Origin of the sequence: Enhydrobacter aerosaccus (assembly GCF_900167455.1) — a bacterium.
Classification (GTDB): Bacteria; Pseudomonadota; Alphaproteobacteria; order Reyranellales; family Reyranellaceae; genus Reyranella; species Reyranella aerosaccus.
In genome coordinates, this window is record NZ_FUWJ01000006.1 from 19084 (window position 1) to 36224 (window position 17141).

The window sequence follows — 17141 nt, forward strand, 5'->3', positions numbered from 1 at the left end:
CGATCATGGATCCGTCCACCACTGCCGGCTCCATGCCCGGCCAACCGCCGGAAGTCGATCATTCCGCGCTGAAGCCTGGCCAGATGATCGGTCGCTACGAGATCGTCTCGGTGCTGGGACAGGGCGGCTTCGGGATCACCTACCGGGCGCGCGACGTACAGCTCGGCCGCGATGTCGCAATCAAGGAGTATCTGCCGTCGGCCCTGGCCATCCGGGAAGCCGGTTCGACAGTCCTGCCGCGCACGACAAAGCTTGCCGATGATTTCGGCTGGGGACGCGAGCGATTCGTGTCGGAGGGACGCACCCTCGCGACGTTGCATCGGACGCCCGCCATCGTCCACGTCTTCGACTTCCTCGAGACCAACGGCACCGCCTACATCGTGATGGAGCTCCTGAGCGGCGAGACGCTCGAGGACCGCCTCAAGCGGCAAGGCAAGCTGGGGCCGGAGGAGATCGAGGGTATCCTGTGGCCGCTGCTGGACGGGCTGGAGCAAGTGCACCAGGCAGGTTTCCTGCATCGCGATATCAAGCCGGCCAATATCCTGCTCGATGCCGCCGGCCATCCGACTCTGATCGATTTCGGCGCGTCGCGCGCGGCCATGGCCGGTCGGACCACGGCCATGACGGCGATCTTCACCCCGGGCTATGCGGCTCCAGAGCAGATGACCTCTGCCAAGCAGGGGCCGCCCACGGATATCTACGGACTGTCGGCGACGCTCTACCACGCCATCACGGGCAAGGTGCCGCCCAACAGCTTCGAGCGCATCCTGGAAGACACCTACGAACCGCTGGCGCAGTCGAAGCCAGCTGGCTTCGCGCCTGGGATGCTGGCCGGAATCGATGCCGGCCTCGCCGTGGCGGCGCGCGACCGGCCGCAGACCATCGCGAGCTGGCGGCCGCTGCTGGGATTGACCGCGGCGCCGGCGGCTGATGCGACCGTGGTGATGGGAGCATCGCGCAGCCAGGAGGCGGCGCGCTCGGGTGGACTGCCGCCCCCTCCGACGGAAGGGCCAGCGACGCCTTCAGCGGTGGCGCCCAAGCCGCGCAGCTCGACTGCCTTGTGGGCGGCGATCGTCGTCGTTGTTCTCGCCGTGGTGGGTGGCGCCGGCTACTACCTGCTTGTTCCTCGTGGGCCCGATCCTGAAGTCGTCAAGGCGCGGGCACTGGCCGAAGAGGCGGAAGCCAAACGCAAGCAGGCTGAAGAGGAAGCCGCCCGCGTCAAAGCCGAGGTCGAGCAGCGCCAGAAGGCGGAGGAGGCGGCTGCGGCGCGCAAACGGGAAGAGGAAGCGCAGGCGGCCATGCGCAAGCAGATGGAAGACGACGCGCGCCGCAAGATCGAAACGGAACTCGCCGAGCAGCGGCGACAGGAAGAAGCGGCAAAAGCGAAGGCGGAGCAGGAGGAAACGGACAGACGCAAGGCGATCGAGGATGCGCGGAAGAAGATCGAGTTCGTGGCCGGAGACTTCGACCACTTCGGCAAGACGCTGGTGACGATCGCGCTGAAGGATCATGCCGATGAAATTCAATTGCAGGGGGTCGACATCGTCGACGACCCCGCGCTGCGGCAGCTCGCCGTCACTGCGCTTGCGGCGCAGCCGCGCCATGTCAAATGTCGCCAGACCGATCGGCTGACCGATGGCACGCCGCTCTACCGTTGCCTGATCACGCCGCTGAACGCCAAGGAGCCGCTGGCCGACATTCCTGACGCCGACCGGAGCGATCTCGCGTTGGCCTTGGTGCGCAACGGATTGGTGCTCGCCTCCTGTGATGCTCCGCGTCTCTATGCCGATGCGGAGGACGATGCGCGTAGGCGCGCGCAGTCGCTTTGGGGTAGAGTTAAGGTGCCGGAATACAAAGGGAGATGTTCGAAATGACGGCTACGATGTCGATCGCGGCGCCGCGTGCCGCCACGAAGACCAGGCTTGTGACCCATATCGCGGCCTTCGTCGCGCTTTGCACCGTCGTGGGCGGTTGCGTCGGCGACGGCGATAATTCTCGCCCGTCGAATCAGACCACGGGTACGCTGGTGGGCGCCGCGCTTGGCGGGACCGTCGGCGGGCTGGCATTCGGGTCCGTTGGCGGCGCCGTGGGCGGCACGCTGGTCGGTGCGCTCGCCGGCAATCTGGTCGGCCGCGCGCTCGATGAGCAGGAGCGCCGCCGTCTCGCCGAGGCCACGCAGAAGGCCTACACATCCGATACCGACGAAGCGACCGTCTACACCGTCCCGCCGCCGAAGAACGCCTCTTCATCCGCGCCGCCTCCACCGCCGACGGTTGTGGCGGCGAAGCCTGTCGGTCCGCGCACCTCGCGTCCCGATGGCGGCACCTGCCGGCCGATCGAGCTGACGGCCACCAAGAACGGCCAGACAACGCGCGAGACGACGACCTTCTGCCAGGCGGCGGGATCGAACGAGCTGAAGCCCGTTTCCGTCTGAGCGCCGGAGTGGCGAGGGGGCAGGCAGCGGCAGTCTTGCCGGCTGTCCTGCCGCATCGCTGTGCTGCGGGGAATCTCGATGAGCGATGCCACGAGCGGGGATCAGAACCTGGGTCCGAACCACGGGCCGGCCTCGGAAGTGGATTTCGTCGCGCTGGCGCCCGGGCAGAAAGTCGGCCGCTACGAGATCGTCGCCATCCTGGGGCAAGGTGGCTTCGGCATCACCTATCGGGCGCGCGACTCCCAGCTCAACCGCGACGTAGCCATCAAGGAATATCTGCCGTCGGCCTTGGCTGTGCGCCAGGACGGCAGCACGGTGCTGCCGCGCTCGACCAGGATGTCGGATGACTTCACCTGGGGCCGCCAGCGCTTCGTCGATGAAGGCCGCACATTGGCGACGCTGCAGCGCGCGCCGGCAATCGTGCGGGTGTTCGACTTCCTGGAAGCCAACGGCACCGCCTACATCGTCATGGAGTTGGTGCCGGGCACGACGCTCGAGGACCGGCTGAAGGGTGGTCGCACGCTTTCGCCCGACGAGGTGAACCATATCCTCTGGCCGCTGCTGGATGGGCTGGAACAGGTCCATGCCACGGGCTTCCTCCATCGCGACATCAAGCCGGCCAACATCCTGCTCGATGCGGCCGGCAATCCGACCCTGATCGATTTCGGCGCGTCACGCGCCGCCATGGCTGGCCGGACCACGGCCATGACGGCGATCTTCACGCCGGGTTATGCCGCTGCCGAGCAGTTCACCTCGGCCAAGCAAGGTCCCTGGACCGACATCTATGGCCTGTCGGCGACGATGTATCACGCCATCACCGGCGCGCCTCCACCCTCCGCTTTCGACCGCATACTGGACGACAGCTACCGGCCGTTGGGCCAACTGCGGCCGGCTGGATTTGCCCTTGGTCTTCTGGTGGGCCTCGATACGGGCTTGGCCGTCAGAGCTCTCGATCGACCACAATCGATCGCCGGTTGGAGACCGGTGCTAACGCAGACAGCGCCGGTCGATGCCGATGTGACGGTCATGGTGCGCGCGCCAGCGGATCCGACCGTTGCGCCGCCGGAGGCACCGGCATCGCCGGTTCCCAGTGCGCCGTCGCCCGCCTTACCGGCGGGCAAAAGCCGGACCGGTCTTTGGCTTGGAGCGGGTGCGCTGGCCGTCCTCATGCTGGGCGGCGGTTACTACGCCTTGCAGGACAAGGGGGCACCGAAGGTATCGGTCGAGCAGGCGACGACGCCTGGCAAGCCGGGAAAGCCGCTGACCGAGCAGGCGGCGGCAACGCCCGGCAAGCCAGGGAAGGCGCCAGACGGGCAGCCCATGGCGGATCAGCAGGCGGCCGAGGCGGCACAACGGCAGAAGCTGGAAGACGAGAGCCGCCAGAAGATGGCGGCCGACCAGGCCGCCAAGCAGCAGGCGGAAGAGGATGCCAAACAGAAAGCCGTTGCCGAGGAGGCCGCGAGGCGCAAGGCCGAGGAGGAAGACCGCAAGAGCGCCCAGGCTGCCGAAGAGGCGCTGCATCTGACGCTGCTCGATCGCCAGCATGTCCAGGTAGCGCTGACGGCGCTGGGTTTCAGCACCAACGGCTCGGACGGCGTGTTCGGGGGCCATACGCGCGACATGATCGCAGCCTGGCAGAAGAGCCGGGGCTTTGCCGCCACCGGCTTCCTGACAGGCATGCAGAACCAGACGCTGCTGCGCGACGCGAGCCCCGCGATCGCCAAATTCGACGAGGATCAGAAGAAGGCCGACGAGGCAACCTCTCGCGCGAAAGTCGTGCCGGCGTCGCCCTCGCCGGCACAGCCCGCGACGGCTGCTGCAAGTGCATCCGTCGCGGCAGGCGCCGATGGTCTGTGGCGCGGCTCGATGCATTGCTCGGCCAATCGCGGGGCAGGGCCCTTCAACGCCGGTTTCGAAATCAGGATCGCGGGCGGCACGGGAACCTGGGTGCGGCCCGGCTCCGGACCAGGCACGACGGGCAATCAATCGATCACCCTGAAGGTCACGGGCAACGCGGTCCTCGTTCAGAGGCTTTTCGTTCCCCTCAACAATGCCAATGCACCGTTGCAGACGGCCACCATGCCGGCGCAAGTGATGGGCGACGTCATCAACGGCTCGGGACCCGAGGCGCATAGCGGCGGACGGACCTGCGAGATCGTCCTCAATCGGGTGAGTCGCTGACGAGAGACAGCAGCCCGTTGCCACGCTCTTGCCAGAGCGCTGCGGCGCGTGCGCAATGCGGCAATCAACAGCAAGAGGATCGACATGGCGGGAAATGCGAAGGCGAGTGCCTTGCGGGCATTGCTGGCGAAAGGCGAGTTCATCCTGGCGCCGGGCATCTATGACGGTATCTCGGCCCGGGTCGCGGACCGCATGGGCTTTCCGGCCCTCTACATGACGGGCTATGGCGCGACGGCGTCCATGCTTGGATTGCCTGACGCGGGCCTGGCGACCTATTCCGACATGGTGGGACGGGCCGAGATGATCTGCTCCGTGATCGATACGCCGCTGATCGCCGACGCCGATACCGGCTACGGCGGCCTCTTGAATGTGCAACGGACAGTGCGCGGTTACGAGGCGGCCGGTGTCGCGGCAATCCAGATCGAGGATCAGGAGATGCCCAAGAAATGCGGTCATACGCCGGGCCGTCGCGTCGTACCGGCCGAGGACATGGTGCTCAAGATCAGGGTAGCGGCAGATGCCCGTCGCGATGCGAACACCCTGATCGTGGCACGCACCGACGCACGGACCGCGCATGGCCTCGACGAGGCGCTGCGTCGGGCGAAGCTCTACGAGGAAGCGGGTGCTGATATCATCTTCGTGGAATCACCGGAGAGCGAGGCCGAACTCCAGCGCATCGGCAAGGAGGTGAGCAAGCCCTTGCTCGCCAACATGGTCGAGTTCGGCAAGACGCCGCGTGTGGAAACGGCCCGCCTGAAGGAGTGGGGTTTCGATCTCGCCATCTATCCGGGCCTCGGCTTCAGTGTTGCCGCAGAGGCCATGCGGCAGGCCTGGCAGCACCTCAAGGAAAAGGGAACCAGCAACGACATGATCGTGCCGCAATATCGTGGCATGCATGAGCTGATGGGGTTTCCGGAAGTATGGGAATTCGAGAAGAAGTGGGCCCAGGTGTGAGTGGACGGCAGATCTTCGAGCTCCTGGCTCGGCTGCCGGCCCGTGTCTGGCTGCAGATCGTCGTGGGCATCGTCGGTTTCACGGTGCTCGCGGTGCTGGGGTTTGCCTTGATCGCGGGCATGGCCGCCGTGGCGCTGCTTGCGGTGTTCGCCTTGAAGGCGCGGGCCTGGCTGCAGGGCCTGCTCGGCGAGCGGGATCGCGGCGGGCCGCCGGCGCGGCGCGGCCCGAAAGTGGTCGACGTTACCTACGAGATCGTCGAGCGCCGGGACGACGGCCGGCGCTGACCGTCAAACCTGGATCACCTTGCCGGGATTCATGATGTTGTGCGGGTCGAGCGCACGCTTGACCGAGCGCATGACGTCGAGCTCGACTTTCGAGCGGTAGTGCGCGAGGTCCTCGAGCTTGAGCTGGCCGATGCCGTGCTCCGCCGAGATCGAGCCGCCATAACCGACGACGAGATCGTACACGGCACCGCTGATCGCCTCGCCATACTTCATGAAGCTCGGCTTGTCCCAGCCGGGCGGTGACTGGCAATTGAAGTGCAGGTTGCCGTCGCCGACATGGCCGAACGGGACGGGCCGGCAGTCCGGCAGCGATTTCTTCATCGCCGCCAGCCCTTCCTTCATGAAGGCGGGTAGCTTGCTCACCGCGACCGAGATGTCGTGCTTGATCGATGGCCCTTCCTTCTTCTGCGCCTCGGCATGGTTCTCGCGCAATGCCCAGAGGGCCCGCGCCTGCGCCTCGTTCTGGGCGATCGCGGCATCGAGCACGAGGCCCTTCTCCATGGCCTCGCCCAGATAGGCTTCCATCTTCTCCCGTAATCCGCCTTCGTTCCCGCCCTCGCGGCGAGCGCGAGTCGAGGACCATTCGAGCAGGACGTACCAGTCGTGGATTTCCGTGAGCGGATCGACGGAGCCGGGAATGTGCTTCAACACGAAGTCGAGGCCCTGGCGCGCCATCAGCTCGCAGGAGGTGACGTTGTCTTCGGAGGCGGCATGGGCGCCACTCAACAGCGCTACCGCCGCATCTGGCGACGGCACCGCGATCCATGAGGTGGCGATGTCCTTGGGCTTGGGCCAGAGCTTCAGCACGGCTTTGGTGATGATGCCGAGCGTGCCTTCGGCGCCGAGATAGAGATCGCGCAGGTCGTAACCGGTGTTGTCCTTCTTGAGCGCCCGCAGTCCATTCCAGATGTCGCCGGCCGGCGTGACGACCTCGAGGCCGAGAACGAGATGGCGCGCGTTGCCGTAATGCAGCACCTGCACCCCACCGGCATTCGTGGAGAGATTGCCGCCGATGGTGCAGCTGCCTTCGGCGGCCAGGCTGAGCGGGAACAGGCGGTCGTGCGCCGCTGCCGTCTCCTGGATGGTCTTCAGCACCACGCCCGACTCGACCGTCATCGAATAGCCGATCGTGTCGACCTCGACGATGCGGTTCATGCGGGTCAGCGACAGCACGATCTCGCGGCCGGTCTCGTGCGGCATGCCCCCGCCGACAAGGCCGGTGTTGCCGCCTTGAGGAACGATCGCGACCTTCTCCGCGGCACAGAGCTTCACGACTGCGGCGACCTCCTCGGTCGACGCGGGCCGGACGACGGCGAGCGCGGTGCCGAGGTAGTTCTCACGCCAGTCCGTCACGTAAGGATGCTTGGTCTGTTCGTCGGTGATCAGTCCCTTGTCTCCGACGATGGCACGCAGCTTGTCGACAAACTCACTCATCACAACCGCAACACCTTTCCGGGATTCATGATGTTCTTGGGATCGAGTGCACGCTTGATCGAGCGCATCGTGTCGAGCTCGATCTTCGATCGGTAGTGGGCCAGCTCATCGAGCTTGTCGATGCCGATGCCATGTTCGGCCGAGATCGAACCGGCCATCGAGGTGACAAGGTCGTTGACGGCGCGCGTGATCGCGGGCGTGTACTGGTTCAGCGTCGCGCGATCCATGTCCTTCGGACCCATGAAGGAGAAGTGGATGTTGCCGTCGCCGATATGGCCGAGCGGGTAGGGACGGATCGAGGGGAGGATATCGAGAGCGGCCTTCACGCCCTGGTCGATGAACTGGGGAATCTTCGAGATGGCGACGGAAATGTCATAGCTGAGGCCGGGCCCCTCGGCGCGCGACGCCGGCGCCACTGCCTCGCGGATGACCCACATGTTGCGCGATTGCGCCTCGTTCTGGGCGATCACCGCATCGAGCACGCGGCCGGCTTCCATCTGGTCGGCAAGGAACTGCTCCATCTTCTCCGACATGCCCTCGGCGCCGTCGGCGCGCGGGCGGGAGGACGACCATTCGAGCAGCAGGTACCAGGGCGTGTCGGCCTTGAGCGGATCCTGGGTGCCGGGAATGTGGCGCAGCACCATGTCGGTGCAGGCCCGGCTCATCAGTTCGCACGAACCGACATTGTCCTCGGAGGCGGCATGGGCCTCGGACAGGATCTCGATTGCGGCCTGCGGGTCGCGAATGGCCAGCCAGGCCGTGCAGACATCCTTCGGCGCCGGCCACAGCTTCAGCACTGCCTTGGTGATGACGCCGAGCGTACCCTCGGCGCCCATGAACAGGTGCTTGAGGTCGTAGCCCGTATTGTCCTTCTTGAGCGACCTCAGCCCGTTCCAGATCTCTCCGTTGGGCAGTACGACTTCCAGTCCGAGGACCAGATTGCGCGCATTGCCATAGCGCAGCACCTGCACGCCGCCGGCGTTGGTCGAGAGATTGCCGCCGATCATGCAGGAGCCCTGGGCGCCAAGGCTGAGGGGAAAGAAGCGATCGTGGCTCGCCGCCGTCTCCTGCAGCGTCTGCAGCACGCACCCGGCTTCCACCGTCATCGAGTAGCCGACCGGATCCACCTCCAGAACGTGATTCATGCGCCCCAGCGACAGGAGGATGCCTTGATGGGTCGGCCACGGCGTTGCGCCGCCCATCAGGCCGGTGTTGCCGCCCTGAGGCACGATGGCGATGCCCTGCTCGTAGCAGAGCTTCACCACCTTCGAGACTTCCTCGGTGTTGGCAGGGCGCACCACGACGGCAGCCGTCCCCACGAGAGAGCCGCGCCAGTCGGTAACGAAAGGCTGTTTGCCCTGGTCGTCGAGAATCAGCCCCTTGTCGCCAACGATCGCGCGCAGCGACTCGAGCACCGCAGGGGTGACGGGAATGGTCGGGATGACGGGAATGGCTGTGTCGGGCATGTTTCCTCTCTCTTTGCCCGAAGATTAGCCCCGACGTTGTGAGCCGTCATCAGCGGCAGCCCGGCGCAGCCGATCGTTGATCGCAAGGCCGAGGCCCGATTCGGGAATGGGCATCACCGCAATGCGGCCAATCCCGGGCCGATCCAGAGCCCGCATTTGCGCGAACAGATTGGCGGCGGCTTCGGCCAGATCGCCGGTGGGGCTGAGATTGTAGGACAGTGCCGCGCCGGCGGGGGGATTCGGTCCGAACGCCAGCAATCCCTCTTCCAGGGAGACGCTGGTCGCATTCAGTCGCACCGGACGCGACGGCGCATAGTGGCTCTCCAGCTGTCCCGGCGAACTGCGCGCGGCATCGCCTGTCGGCAAGGCATGAGACACCGCGATCGGTCCGATCACCGCCTCGATCGCCTCGCGCGTTGCGCCACCGGGTCGCAACAGCACGGGAGTTTGGCCGCTGATATCCAGCACCGTGGATTCCACGCCGACAAGGCACGGGCCTCCATCGATGATCAACGGAACGCGCTCGCCCAGCGATTCGGCGACATGATCGGCACGGGTCGGACTCACGGCGCCGCTGCGATTGGCGGAGGGGGCGGCGATCGGCAGGTCCGCGGCCCGCATCAAGGCCTGTGCCACCGGATGCGACGGCGCACGGATGGCGACGGTCTCGAGCCCGGCCGTGGCCAACTGGGCGATGGGCGAATCCTTCGCGCGCGGCAGCACCATCGTCAGTGGCCCTGGCCAGAAGCGCGCGGCGAGCTTCTCTGCGCTCTCGTTCCACTGCACGAACCGGCGCGCGGAGGCAGCGTCCAGCACATGGCTGATGAGAGGGTTGAAGCGCGGCCGGCCCTTGGCCTCGAAGATGGCGGCAACGGCACGCTCGTTGGTCGCGTCCGCACCCAGGCCATAGACGGTCTCGGTCGGAAAGGCGACCAACTCGCCGGCGCGCAGCAGGTCAGCCGCCTCCCGGATGGCGTCGGCGGTGGGCCCGACTATCCTCATCGCGCCGTCTTGCTGCGGGCGATGAAATGCGGGTTGCCGAAACCGGGCTTGCCGTAGAGGAGCGGGCGGCCGTCGGTGGTGACGACTTCTCCGCCGGCCGCCTCGAGCACGCCCTGGGCTGCCGCTGTATCCCATTCGTTGGTTGGTCCGAAGCGGGGATAGATGTCGGCCTTGCCCTCGGCGATCAGGCAGAACTTGAGCGACGACCCTGCCTGAATGCGATCGGCCACTTTGAGGCCGTTGTTGCGGAACCAGATGTCGAGATCGCTGTAGATGGCGTGGCTGCGGCTGGCACAGGCGACCAGGCCCTCGGCGGGTGCCACCCGGGTGGAGATGGGGGTGAACGGCCCACCCTTGTCGCTCTTGTCTGCCCCCAGGTCCTTGGCGCCGCGCCAAAGCGTATCGGTTGCAGGGGCGAGAACGATGCCCAGCACGGACTTTCCCGCCTCGATGAGCGCGATGTTGACGGTGAACTCGCCGTTCCTCTTGATGAACTCCTTGGTGCCGTCCAGCGGATCGACCAGCCAGAACGGCCCGCCGTCGAGCGTCGGCACGCGGCCGGCCGCCATTTCCTCTTCAGCCACCACGGGTGTCCCAGGCGTAAGGCCGCGCAAGCCGGCCAGGATGACGGCCTCGGCGGCGTGGTCCGCATCGGTCACGGGGCTTTGGTCGGCCTTGATCCGCTGGCCGAGATCGCCGGCATAGATCCGCATGATCTCCCGTGCGGCGTCGCGGGCGATGGCAGTGGTGGCTTCGCGCAGGGTGCGGAGGGAAGGGAGGGGCTGGGTCACGGGATGGTTGCGTTGGGAGCGGCGACCTTATAACCCATTCAGCCATGACAAACAGGCTTTTGGGCGTCATTTCGGCGATGCCCGAGGAACTCACTCACCTGGCGGACGATTCGCGGGGGCGGACCGACGTCGGCGGACTTTCCTACCTCCAGGGACATATCGCCGGACGCCAGGCGGTGTTCGTCGAGTGCGGCATGGGGAAGGTCAATGCCGGTGTCGCGGCGGCCCTCATGCTCGACCGATTCCCGTGCTCGGCGCTGATGTTCTGCGGCGTGGCCGGTGGTCTCGATCCGGCCTTGGGCGTGGGCGACATCGTCGTTGGCACGCGCAATATCCAGTACGACTACGGCGCGGAGCAGGAAGACGGCTTCAAGACCTATCAACCCGGCAAGCCGCCGTTGCCCGGCTTCGACGACAGCCATGGCTACGATCTGCCGACGGATCTCGTCGAGCGCCTGAGAGGGATTATCGACGGCGTGAGCCTCGACCCGCTGCCGTCGGCCGTCGGTGTCGGCTCGCGCACGCCGCTCGTGCGATTGGGCCCGATCGCCACGGGCGACGCTTTCGTGAACAGCGAGCGCACGCGCAATCGCCTGCATGGAACCTACGGCGCGCTTGCCTGCGAGATGGAAGGCGGAGCCGTCGCCCAGGTGGCCGAGCGGTTCGGCAATCTGCCGCTGGTCAATGTCCGCTGCCTCAGCGATCTGGCCGGCGCGGCCAGCCATATCGACTTCGGCGCCTTCCTGCCGGTGGCGGCAAAGTATGCCTCGCAGGTGGCGCACCGCCTCGCACCGCACATCTAGGAGGGTATCGATGGGCAAGCTCGACGGAAAGATCGCGATCGTGACGGGGGCGACCAGCGGCATCGGTCGCCGCACGGTGGAGATCTTCGTGCAGGAGGGTGCCAAGGTGGTGGCGACCGGCCGCCGCGAGGCCCTTGGCCGTACGCTCGAGCAGTCGCTTGGCAAGGACAGGTGCCTGTTCGTCACCGCCGATGCGACGCTCGAGTCCGATGTGAAGGCCGTCATCGATGCCTGCCTCGCGAAGTGGGGGCGACTGGATTGCTTGTTCAACAACGCCGGCGGACCGGCGCCCGTGGGTGGTATCGAGACGGTGCCTGTCGAGGGCTTCGACGCGGCGATGGCCACGCTGGTGCGGTCGGTGATGCTCGGCATGAAGCACGCAGCGCCGGTGATGATGAGACAGGGCAGCGGCAGCATCATCAACAATGGTAGCGTGGCCGGCCGCCGCGCCGGCTATTCCACCTCGATGATCTATGGCGCGGCAAAGGCGGCCGTGAACCACCTTACCGTCTGCGCCGCCATGCAGCTCGGCGAGAAGAACGTCCGTGTGAACTCGATCTCGCCCGGCGGCATCGCCACCGGTATCTTCGCCAAGGCGCTCGGCCTGGCGCCCGACAAGGCGGATGCCTATGCCGAGGCCATGAAGGCCAGCATGGCCAAGAACCAGCCCATTCCCCGTGCCGGCGTTCCGGACGATATCGCACAAGCCGCTGTCTTCCTGGCCTCCGACGATTCCACCTTCATCAACGGCCACGATCTCGTCGTCGATGGCGGGCTGGTTGGCGGCCGCATGTGGACGCCTCACCAGGAGGGTGTGAAGGCGATGCGGCAGGCCTTTGGCGTCGACGAGCCGTAGGCCCCACACGCTGTGCAATTTGCGACGACGGTGACAGTGGAAGGACGGTGGTCATCCGTCTAATGTCCTCTTCCTCACGGGAGAGTTCGATACGATGCGCAGCCTGCTCCTGCTCGCGCTTTGCGCGGCGATAGCCAGCTGCGTGCAGACGGATCCACCGAATTTGCCCGTTCGGCTCGAGGCGCCCTACAGCACGCTGCCGGATGCATCGCCCGGCACGCCGATCGAGGCCGGTGCCCCCGTCAAGCTCGATCCGCGCCAGCAAGAACTCGTAGTGACCTCAGTCCTCAAATGGATGAAGGATCCGAATAGTGCATCGTTTGGCGCCATGGCAGCGGCCAGGAACCGACACGGCTGGATCACCGTCTGCGGCACTGTGAGCGGTCGCAATTCCGCCGGCCAGTATAGCGGCATGGTGCCCTTCATCGGCGCCATGGCCGGCCCTTCTGCAACGACGTTCGTCGTCGTTCAGATCGGCTCGTCTGCGCAGCAGCGCGCGGACGTTGCGACCTTGTGCGAGGAAAGCGGCGCGAGCGTGCTCTGACCGGCAGACGGTCGGTGTCCGCGAGGAAGAGCGGGCGGGAAGCCCGCGGTCCCGGAAGAGAGGAGGACGCGGCTACGGCAGGGTGCTCCGAGCCCTGAGCTGGCGCAGGATCTCGGCCACGATCTCGGCCGGCCGCCCGCCGATGTCGACGATAATCGGATGTTCGTCGGCTGCGGGTTCCTCGAGGGTTGCGAACTGGCTGTCGAGCAGCGCCACGGGCATGAAATGCTCGTGACGGGCGGCCATGCGCTCGTGGATCAGTTCCTTCGACCCGCGCAGGTAGACAAGGATCACGTCCGCTCGGTCGCCGATGAGGATGTCGCGATAGGTCCGCTTCAAGGCCGAGCAGGTCACGACACCCGATTGACCATGCGAGCGCCAGTCATCGATCTCGGCGGCGATCCGGGTCAGCCAGGGCAGGCGATCGGCATCCGTGAGCGGGATGCCGCTGCGCATCTTCTCCACGTTCGAGCGGGGATGCAGATCGTCGCCTTCCTGGAACTGGCAGTGCAGGGCGCCGGCCAGCATCGCGGCGACGGTGGTCTTGCCTGACCCCGACACCCCCATGACGACGATGATCGGCATGATCGCCCCGTACGGTCACTTGCTGCGCTGGTTGGCCTTCTCCAGGTCCGGAACGGAGGCCGATGCCGCGGCGAAGCGCGGTGCCTTCGTGACCTTGAGCGCCTGGGCGGCCGCCTCGTTCTCCATGATCTTGGCCATGATGGCCTGGTTCGCGCGCTGGAACACGGCGCGGTTGTCGATCACGAACTTCTGCGAGGTGCGCAGGCCCTTGAGATAGCCGTTGATCTCGGGGACGACATAGCGCGCCACCATGTCCCAACTGCGCAGCGTGTTCTCCGGGTTGGCCCAGTCATGGACGAAGCCGATCACGGTGCCGAATCCGCCGCTCTTCTCGTAGACCGACTTGATGGTCTTCACGAGATCGTCGGGCGTGCCGATGGTGGCGGCGGAGCCTTCGCTGAACGCGGTCTTGTCGACCGCTTCGTCGGGTGACGAGAAGGGTTCGGTGCCGGGACGCTGCAGCGTGCCGACGATGTACTCGTTGTGCCAGCGCAGCAGGCCGTGCTTGGCTTCCTCGCGCGCCTTCTCGCGCGTTTCGGCGATGTGCCAGTTGAACAGCACGCGCCAGTTCCGGCGATCGACCGTCTGGCCATGCTTCTTCGCCGCATCCTCGGCGAACCCCCACTGCGTCGGCAGCGCGAGCAGACCGTCTTCCGACATGGAGCCGATCGAGATGATGCCGATGCCGTACTTGCCGGCCAGCGTCATGCCGGAAGGACTGATTTGCGATGCCACGACAAAGGGCATGTCCTCCTGCAGCGGCAGGATCTGCAGGGCGGCGTCCTGCAGGGTGAACCAGTCGCTCTTCGCCGTGACACGCTCGCCCTTGAACAGGCGACGGATGATGCCGATCGCCTCGTCCTGGCGATCCCGCTGGGTCATGGGGTCGATGCCGAGCGTGTGGGCGTCGGACGGCAGCGCTCCGGGACCGGAGCCAAAGATGGCGCGGCCGCCGGTCATGTGATCGAGCTGCACCATGCGCTGGGCGACGTTGTAGGGGTGATGATAGGGCAGCGAGACCACGCCGGTGCCGAGCTTGATACGTTTGGTATGCTCACCCGCCGCGGCCAGGAACATCTCCGGCGAGGCGATCATCTCCCAGCCGCTCGAATGGTGCTCGCCGCACCAGAACTCGTCGTATCCGAGTTCGTCGAGATGCTGGACGAATTTCAAGTCGCGCCGGAACTGCAGCATCGGGTGTTCGCCGATGGGATGATGCGGAGCGAGAAAGGCGCCGAAACCGAGCCGATGCATGAGACCTCCCTAAACCTGCGGTTGGTATTCGCCTAACATGCACGGCCGACGCGGTCGATAGAGGGGGTAGAAATGACGGAACTCAGCGGACGGGTGGCTCTGGTGACGGGAGGTTCCCGCGGCATCGGGCAGGCGATTGCGATTTCGCTCGCCGAAGCGGGTGCGGCCGTGGCCGTGAACTACAAGCAAGGCAGCGCTGAAGCGCAGCATGTCGTCGAGACGATCCAAAAAGCCGGCGGCCGTGCCGTCGCGGTTCCGGCGGATGTTTCGAAGGCTGCCGAGGTGCGGGCCCTGGTCGAAGAGGTGGGAGAGTCGCTGGGCCCGATCGATGTGCTGGTGAACAACGCCGGTATTGGCCTGATCCGGACCGTCGACGAACTGACCGAGGAGGATTTCGATCTCACCATTGCGGTCAACCTCAAGTCGGTCTTTCTGTGCACGCAGGCGGTGATCCTCGGCATGCGCGACCGCAAGTGGGGCCGCATCGTCAACATCTCGTCCGGTGCGGCGCGCGGCGCCGGAGGGATCGGCCCGCACTACAATGCCTCCAAGGCTGGGATGGAAGGCCTGACTCGCGGGTATGCGGCGCGGCTGGTCAAGGACGGTATTACGGTGAACGCCGTTGCGCCCTCGTTGATCGAGACCGACATGGTGCGATCGGGCCTTGCATCGTCGCCAGCTCGCATTCCCCTGGGACGTTTCGGCACGCCGCAAGAATGCGCGCAGGTCGTGATGATGCTGGTCGGCAACGCGTACATGACCGGTCAGACCGTGGCCCTGAGCGGCGGTATGTCGTTTCTGTGACGACCGGCCTCGCGGTCGTGCCGAGAATGCTGACGGCGATGGTGGCGCTGGGCTATGCGATTGTGCTCCATTCCCCTTGCACAATTACGGCGTAAGAGTTGACCCATGAGCGCGGGAATCAGATCCATCGGTATCATCGGCGCCGGTTTCACCGGCACGATGCTGGCCGCCAATCTCCTGGGGGCATCGCGATCGCCGCTGGAGATCCTGCTGTTCGACCGCGCGGGAGCGTTCGGGCGTGGCACGGCCTATTCAACGCCGAACGCCAAGCATCTGTTGAATGTGCGGGTCGCCAACATGAGCGCGTACGAACATGACCCGCATCATTTCCTGCGCTGGCTGTGGAGCAAGGACGACGACGGGCTGATACCGCCAAGTGGGCACGCGTTCGTGTCGCGAGGCCGCTATGGCACATACCTGCAAGAGACCATGGAAGAGGCGAGCCGGAAGGAGCCGGGCTCGATCGTCAGCCGTATCTCCGCCGAGGTGACGAACCTGACAAGGGACGGCAGTGGAATAACGCTGCATCAGTCGGATGGCGTCACCCGCGGCGTCGATTGTGCTGTCTTATGCATCGGCAATTTCCCGCCCGCGTTGCCATTGCCGGGGGCGATGATCGATCGGGCGGGAGACCGTTACATCGCCAATCCCTGGGACTGGCGCCGCATGGAGTCGGTGGGGCGGAACGATCCGGTGCTGCTGGTCGGGACCGGGCTGACGATGGTCGACTCAGCGCTCGATCTCGTGTGTCGCGGCCACGTCGGCCCGATGACGGCCATCTCGCGGCGAGGACTGCAGCCCAATCCGCACAAGGAAGTCATGGCCTACAAGCCCTTCCTCGATCCGGCAAATCTACCCCACCGTACCCTAGAGTTGCTGCGCCTCGTGCGCCGCGAGGTGCGGATCGCCCAGGAGGCCGGTTTCGATTGGCGCAGCGTGGTCGATGCCATGCGTCCGCAAACCCAGGCCCTTTGGCGCGCGCTTCCCCTGGGCGAGCAGCGGCGTTTCCTGAGACATCCCCGGCCCTATTGGGAAGTGCATCGACACCGACTGGCGCCTACCGTCGACGCCGATCTTCAGGCCCTGCGCCAGGAGGGAACGCTGTCACTCGTTGCCGGCCGCATCCGCGACATCGAGGTTCGGGGAGACCGGCTTGCCGTGACCTATCGACGCCGCCGAGATGGGGAATTGCAGACCGTCGAAGCGGCTTGGATCGTCAACTGTTCGGGCCCGGAGCTGGATTACAGCCGAATCGAGGAACCACTCATAAAGTCGCTGTTCAAGAACGGACTTGCCCGTCCGGACGCGCTGGCGCTGGGCCTGGACGTGTCGGCGGGCTACGAGTTGATATCGGCGGCAGGAGCGCCGTTGCCGTCGCTGTTCGCATTGGGACCGCCCATACGCGGTGCGCTCTGGGAGACGACGGCGGTCCCGGATGTCCGGAAGCAGTGTTCGGCCCTCGCTCGCCACATCGTCGATGACATGCTGCTCGCCTCCGCGAGCGAGCCTGTCCTCGGCGCAACGTGAACCGGGACTAACCTCGCTTCGCCGGTCGACCGCCACGCGCCAGGCTCTGCGCGAACATCTCCTTCATGCCGACAGGGCGCTTGTGTTTCTTCAGCAGGTCGGCGATGGCCTCATCCATCAGAGCCTGGAAGGTCTTGCCGCTGTCCGATTGGAGAAGCGCCAGGGCCTCGAGGCTGCTCGGTGCGATCTGGACCATCTTGCGCATGGCACACCTGCCTCCCG

Annotated in this window: 17 protein-coding genes; 10 read left to right on the plus strand and 7 right to left on the minus strand. The window is 65.9% G+C overall.

The window, feature by feature from the left end; translation table 11 throughout:
- Window positions 1-5 precede the first annotated feature (5 nt).
- The 5 genes from B5D62_RS20295 to B5D62_RS20315 all read left to right on the plus strand — a co-directional run bounded on the left by B5D62_RS20295 (window position 6) and on the right by B5D62_RS20315 (window position 5853).
- On the plus strand, window positions 6-1874 hold the full coding sequence (locus B5D62_RS20295; RefSeq protein WP_085935775.1) for a serine/threonine protein kinase: 1869 nt from the start codon (window positions 6-8) through the stop codon (window positions 1872-1874).
- Window positions 1871-2434: a glycine zipper domain-containing protein gene (locus B5D62_RS20300; protein WP_170921039.1), complete on the plus strand. Its 564-nt coding sequence runs from the start codon at window positions 1871-1873 to the stop codon at window positions 2432-2434. Before B5D62_RS20295 ends, B5D62_RS20300 begins: the two co-directional genes overlap by 4 nt.
- 78 nt (window positions 2435-2512) lie before the next feature.
- Window positions 2513-4615, plus strand: a complete 2103-nt coding sequence (locus B5D62_RS20305; protein WP_085935777.1) for a serine/threonine-protein kinase — start codon at window positions 2513-2515, stop codon at window positions 4613-4615.
- Window positions 4616-4699: 84 nt separating this feature from the next.
- Window positions 4700-5569 carry an isocitrate lyase/PEP mutase family protein gene (locus B5D62_RS20310; protein ID WP_085935997.1) on the plus strand — a complete coding sequence of 290 codons (870 nt, stop codon included), beginning with the start codon at window positions 4700-4702 and terminating at the stop codon, window positions 5567-5569.
- Window positions 5566-5853, plus strand: a complete 288-nt coding sequence (locus B5D62_RS20315; RefSeq protein WP_085935778.1) for a hypothetical protein — start codon at window positions 5566-5568, stop codon at window positions 5851-5853. The genes B5D62_RS20310 and B5D62_RS20315 overlap by 4 nt, the downstream gene beginning before the upstream one ends.
- 3 nt (window positions 5854-5856) lie before the next feature.
- Here B5D62_RS20315 and B5D62_RS20320 read toward each other — a convergent pair whose 3' ends face one another.
- From B5D62_RS20320 to cysQ, 4 genes are read right to left on the minus strand one after another with little or no spacing between them, the layout of a single operon-like run.
- Window positions 5857-7287 carry an FAD-binding oxidoreductase gene (locus B5D62_RS20320; protein ID WP_085935779.1) on the minus strand — a complete coding sequence of 477 codons (1431 nt, stop codon included), beginning with the start codon at window positions 7285-7287 and terminating at the stop codon, window positions 5857-5859.
- Window positions 7287-8753, minus strand: a complete 1467-nt coding sequence (locus tag B5D62_RS20325) for an FAD-binding oxidoreductase (RefSeq protein ID WP_085935780.1) — start codon at window positions 8751-8753, stop codon at window positions 7287-7289. The genes B5D62_RS20320 and B5D62_RS20325 overlap by 1 nt, the downstream gene beginning before the upstream one ends.
- A 24-nt stretch (window positions 8754-8777) precedes the next feature.
- Complete coding sequence (locus B5D62_RS20330) at window positions 8778-9755, minus strand: L-threonylcarbamoyladenylate synthase (RefSeq protein ID WP_085935781.1); 978 nt, start codon at window positions 9753-9755, stop codon at window positions 8778-8780.
- Complete coding sequence (gene cysQ, locus B5D62_RS34030; protein WP_419188799.1) at window positions 9752-10468, minus strand: 3'(2'),5'-bisphosphate nucleotidase CysQ; 717 nt, start codon at window positions 10466-10468, stop codon at window positions 9752-9754. Before cysQ ends, B5D62_RS20330 begins: the two co-directional genes overlap by 4 nt.
- A 122-nt stretch (window positions 10469-10590) precedes the next feature.
- On the opposite strand from cysQ, the gene B5D62_RS20340 reads away from it, so the two are divergent.
- The 3 genes from B5D62_RS20340 to B5D62_RS20350 all read left to right on the plus strand — a co-directional run bounded on the left by B5D62_RS20340 (window position 10591) and on the right by B5D62_RS20350 (window position 12749).
- Window positions 10591-11349 carry a 5'-methylthioadenosine/S-adenosylhomocysteine nucleosidase gene (locus tag B5D62_RS20340; RefSeq protein ID WP_085935783.1) on the plus strand — a complete coding sequence of 253 codons (759 nt, stop codon included), beginning with the start codon at window positions 10591-10593 and terminating at the stop codon, window positions 11347-11349.
- Window positions 11350-11359: 10 nt separating this feature from the next.
- Window positions 11360-12205 (plus strand): SDR family NAD(P)-dependent oxidoreductase, encoded by an 846-nt coding sequence (locus B5D62_RS20345; protein WP_085935784.1) that lies wholly within the window; start codon window positions 11360-11362, stop codon window positions 12203-12205.
- A 94-nt stretch (window positions 12206-12299) separates the two neighbouring features.
- A complete protein-coding gene (locus B5D62_RS20350; protein ID WP_085935785.1) occupies window positions 12300-12749 on the plus strand; it encodes a hypothetical protein in 450 nt (149 codons plus the stop codon).
- A 72-nt stretch (window positions 12750-12821) separates the two neighbouring features.
- Here B5D62_RS20350 and B5D62_RS20355 read toward each other — a convergent pair whose 3' ends face one another.
- Both B5D62_RS20355 and B5D62_RS20360 read right to left on the minus strand, forming a co-directional pair.
- Entirely contained in the window at window positions 12822-13334 is a 513-nt protein-coding gene (locus B5D62_RS20355) for a gluconokinase (protein WP_085935786.1), read from the minus strand.
- 15 nt (window positions 13335-13349) lie between these two features.
- Window positions 13350-14588 carry an LLM class flavin-dependent oxidoreductase gene (locus tag B5D62_RS20360; RefSeq protein ID WP_085935787.1) on the minus strand — a complete coding sequence of 413 codons (1239 nt, stop codon included), beginning with the start codon at window positions 14586-14588 and terminating at the stop codon, window positions 13350-13352.
- A 72-nt stretch (window positions 14589-14660) separates the two neighbouring features.
- Here B5D62_RS20360 and B5D62_RS20365 point away from each other — a divergent pair, with 72 nt between their 5' ends.
- Entirely contained in the window at window positions 14661-15392 is a 732-nt protein-coding gene (locus B5D62_RS20365; protein ID WP_085935788.1) for an SDR family NAD(P)-dependent oxidoreductase, read from the plus strand.
- Window positions 15393-15497: 105 nt separating this feature from the next.
- Window positions 15498-16919: an FAD/NAD(P)-binding protein gene (locus B5D62_RS20370; protein ID WP_085935789.1), complete on the plus strand. Its 1422-nt coding sequence runs from the start codon at window positions 15498-15500 to the stop codon at window positions 16917-16919.
- Window positions 16920-16926: 7 nt separating this feature from the next.
- Here the strand turns inward: B5D62_RS20370 and B5D62_RS20375 are convergent, their stop codons facing one another.
- Window positions 16927-17124 (minus strand): hypothetical protein, encoded by a 198-nt coding sequence (locus tag B5D62_RS20375; RefSeq protein WP_085935790.1) that lies wholly within the window; start codon window positions 17122-17124, stop codon window positions 16927-16929.
- Window positions 17125-17141: the final 17 nt, after the last annotated feature.

Bases quoted from the DNA above. Each gene is read 5' to 3' on its own strand.
- B5D62_RS20325 (WP_085935780.1), bottom strand. From the start codon at position 8,753: ATGCCCGACACAGCCATTCCCGTCATCCCGACCATTCCCGTCACCCCT.
- B5D62_RS20310 (WP_085935997.1), top strand. From the start codon at position 4,700: ATGGCGGGAAATGCGAAGGCGAGTGCCTTGCGGGCATTGCTGGCGAAA.
- B5D62_RS20320 (WP_085935779.1), bottom strand. From the start codon at position 7,287: ATGAGTGAGTTTGTCGACAAGCTGCGTGCCATCGTCGGAGACAAGGGA.
- B5D62_RS20370 (WP_085935789.1), top strand. From the start codon at position 15,498: ATGAGCGCGGGAATCAGATCCATCGGTATCATCGGCGCCGGTTTCACC.
- B5D62_RS20300 (WP_170921039.1), top strand. From the start codon at position 1,871: ATGACGGCTACGATGTCGATCGCGGCGCCGCGTGCCGCCACGAAGACC.
- B5D62_RS20295 (WP_085935775.1), top strand. From the start codon at position 6: ATGGATCCGTCCACCACTGCCGGCTCCATGCCCGGCCAACCGCCGGAA.
- B5D62_RS20360 (WP_085935787.1), bottom strand. From the start codon at position 14,588: ATGCATCGGCTCGGTTTCGGCGCCTTTCTCGCTCCGCATCATCCCATC.
- B5D62_RS20305 (WP_085935777.1), top strand. From the start codon at position 2,513: ATGAGCGATGCCACGAGCGGGGATCAGAACCTGGGTCCGAACCACGGG.
- B5D62_RS20340 (WP_085935783.1), top strand. From the start codon at position 10,591: ATGACAAACAGGCTTTTGGGCGTCATTTCGGCGATGCCCGAGGAACTC.
- cysQ (WP_419188799.1), bottom strand. From the start codon at position 10,468: ATGCGGATCTATGCCGGCGATCTCGGCCAGCGGATCAAGGCCGACCAA.
- B5D62_RS20350 (WP_085935785.1), top strand. From the start codon at position 12,300: ATGCGCAGCCTGCTCCTGCTCGCGCTTTGCGCGGCGATAGCCAGCTGC.
- B5D62_RS20355 (WP_085935786.1), bottom strand. From the start codon at position 13,334: ATGCCGATCATCGTCGTCATGGGGGTGTCGGGGTCAGGCAAGACCACC.
- B5D62_RS20365 (WP_085935788.1), top strand. From the start codon at position 14,661: ATGACGGAACTCAGCGGACGGGTGGCTCTGGTGACGGGAGGTTCCCGC.
- B5D62_RS20375 (WP_085935790.1), bottom strand. From the start codon at position 17,124: ATGCGCAAGATGGTCCAGATCGCACCGAGCAGCCTCGAGGCCCTGGCG.
- B5D62_RS20345 (WP_085935784.1), top strand. From the start codon at position 11,360: ATGGGCAAGCTCGACGGAAAGATCGCGATCGTGACGGGGGCGACCAGC.
- B5D62_RS20330 (WP_085935781.1), bottom strand. From the start codon at position 9,755: ATGAGGATAGTCGGGCCCACCGCCGACGCCATCCGGGAGGCGGCTGAC.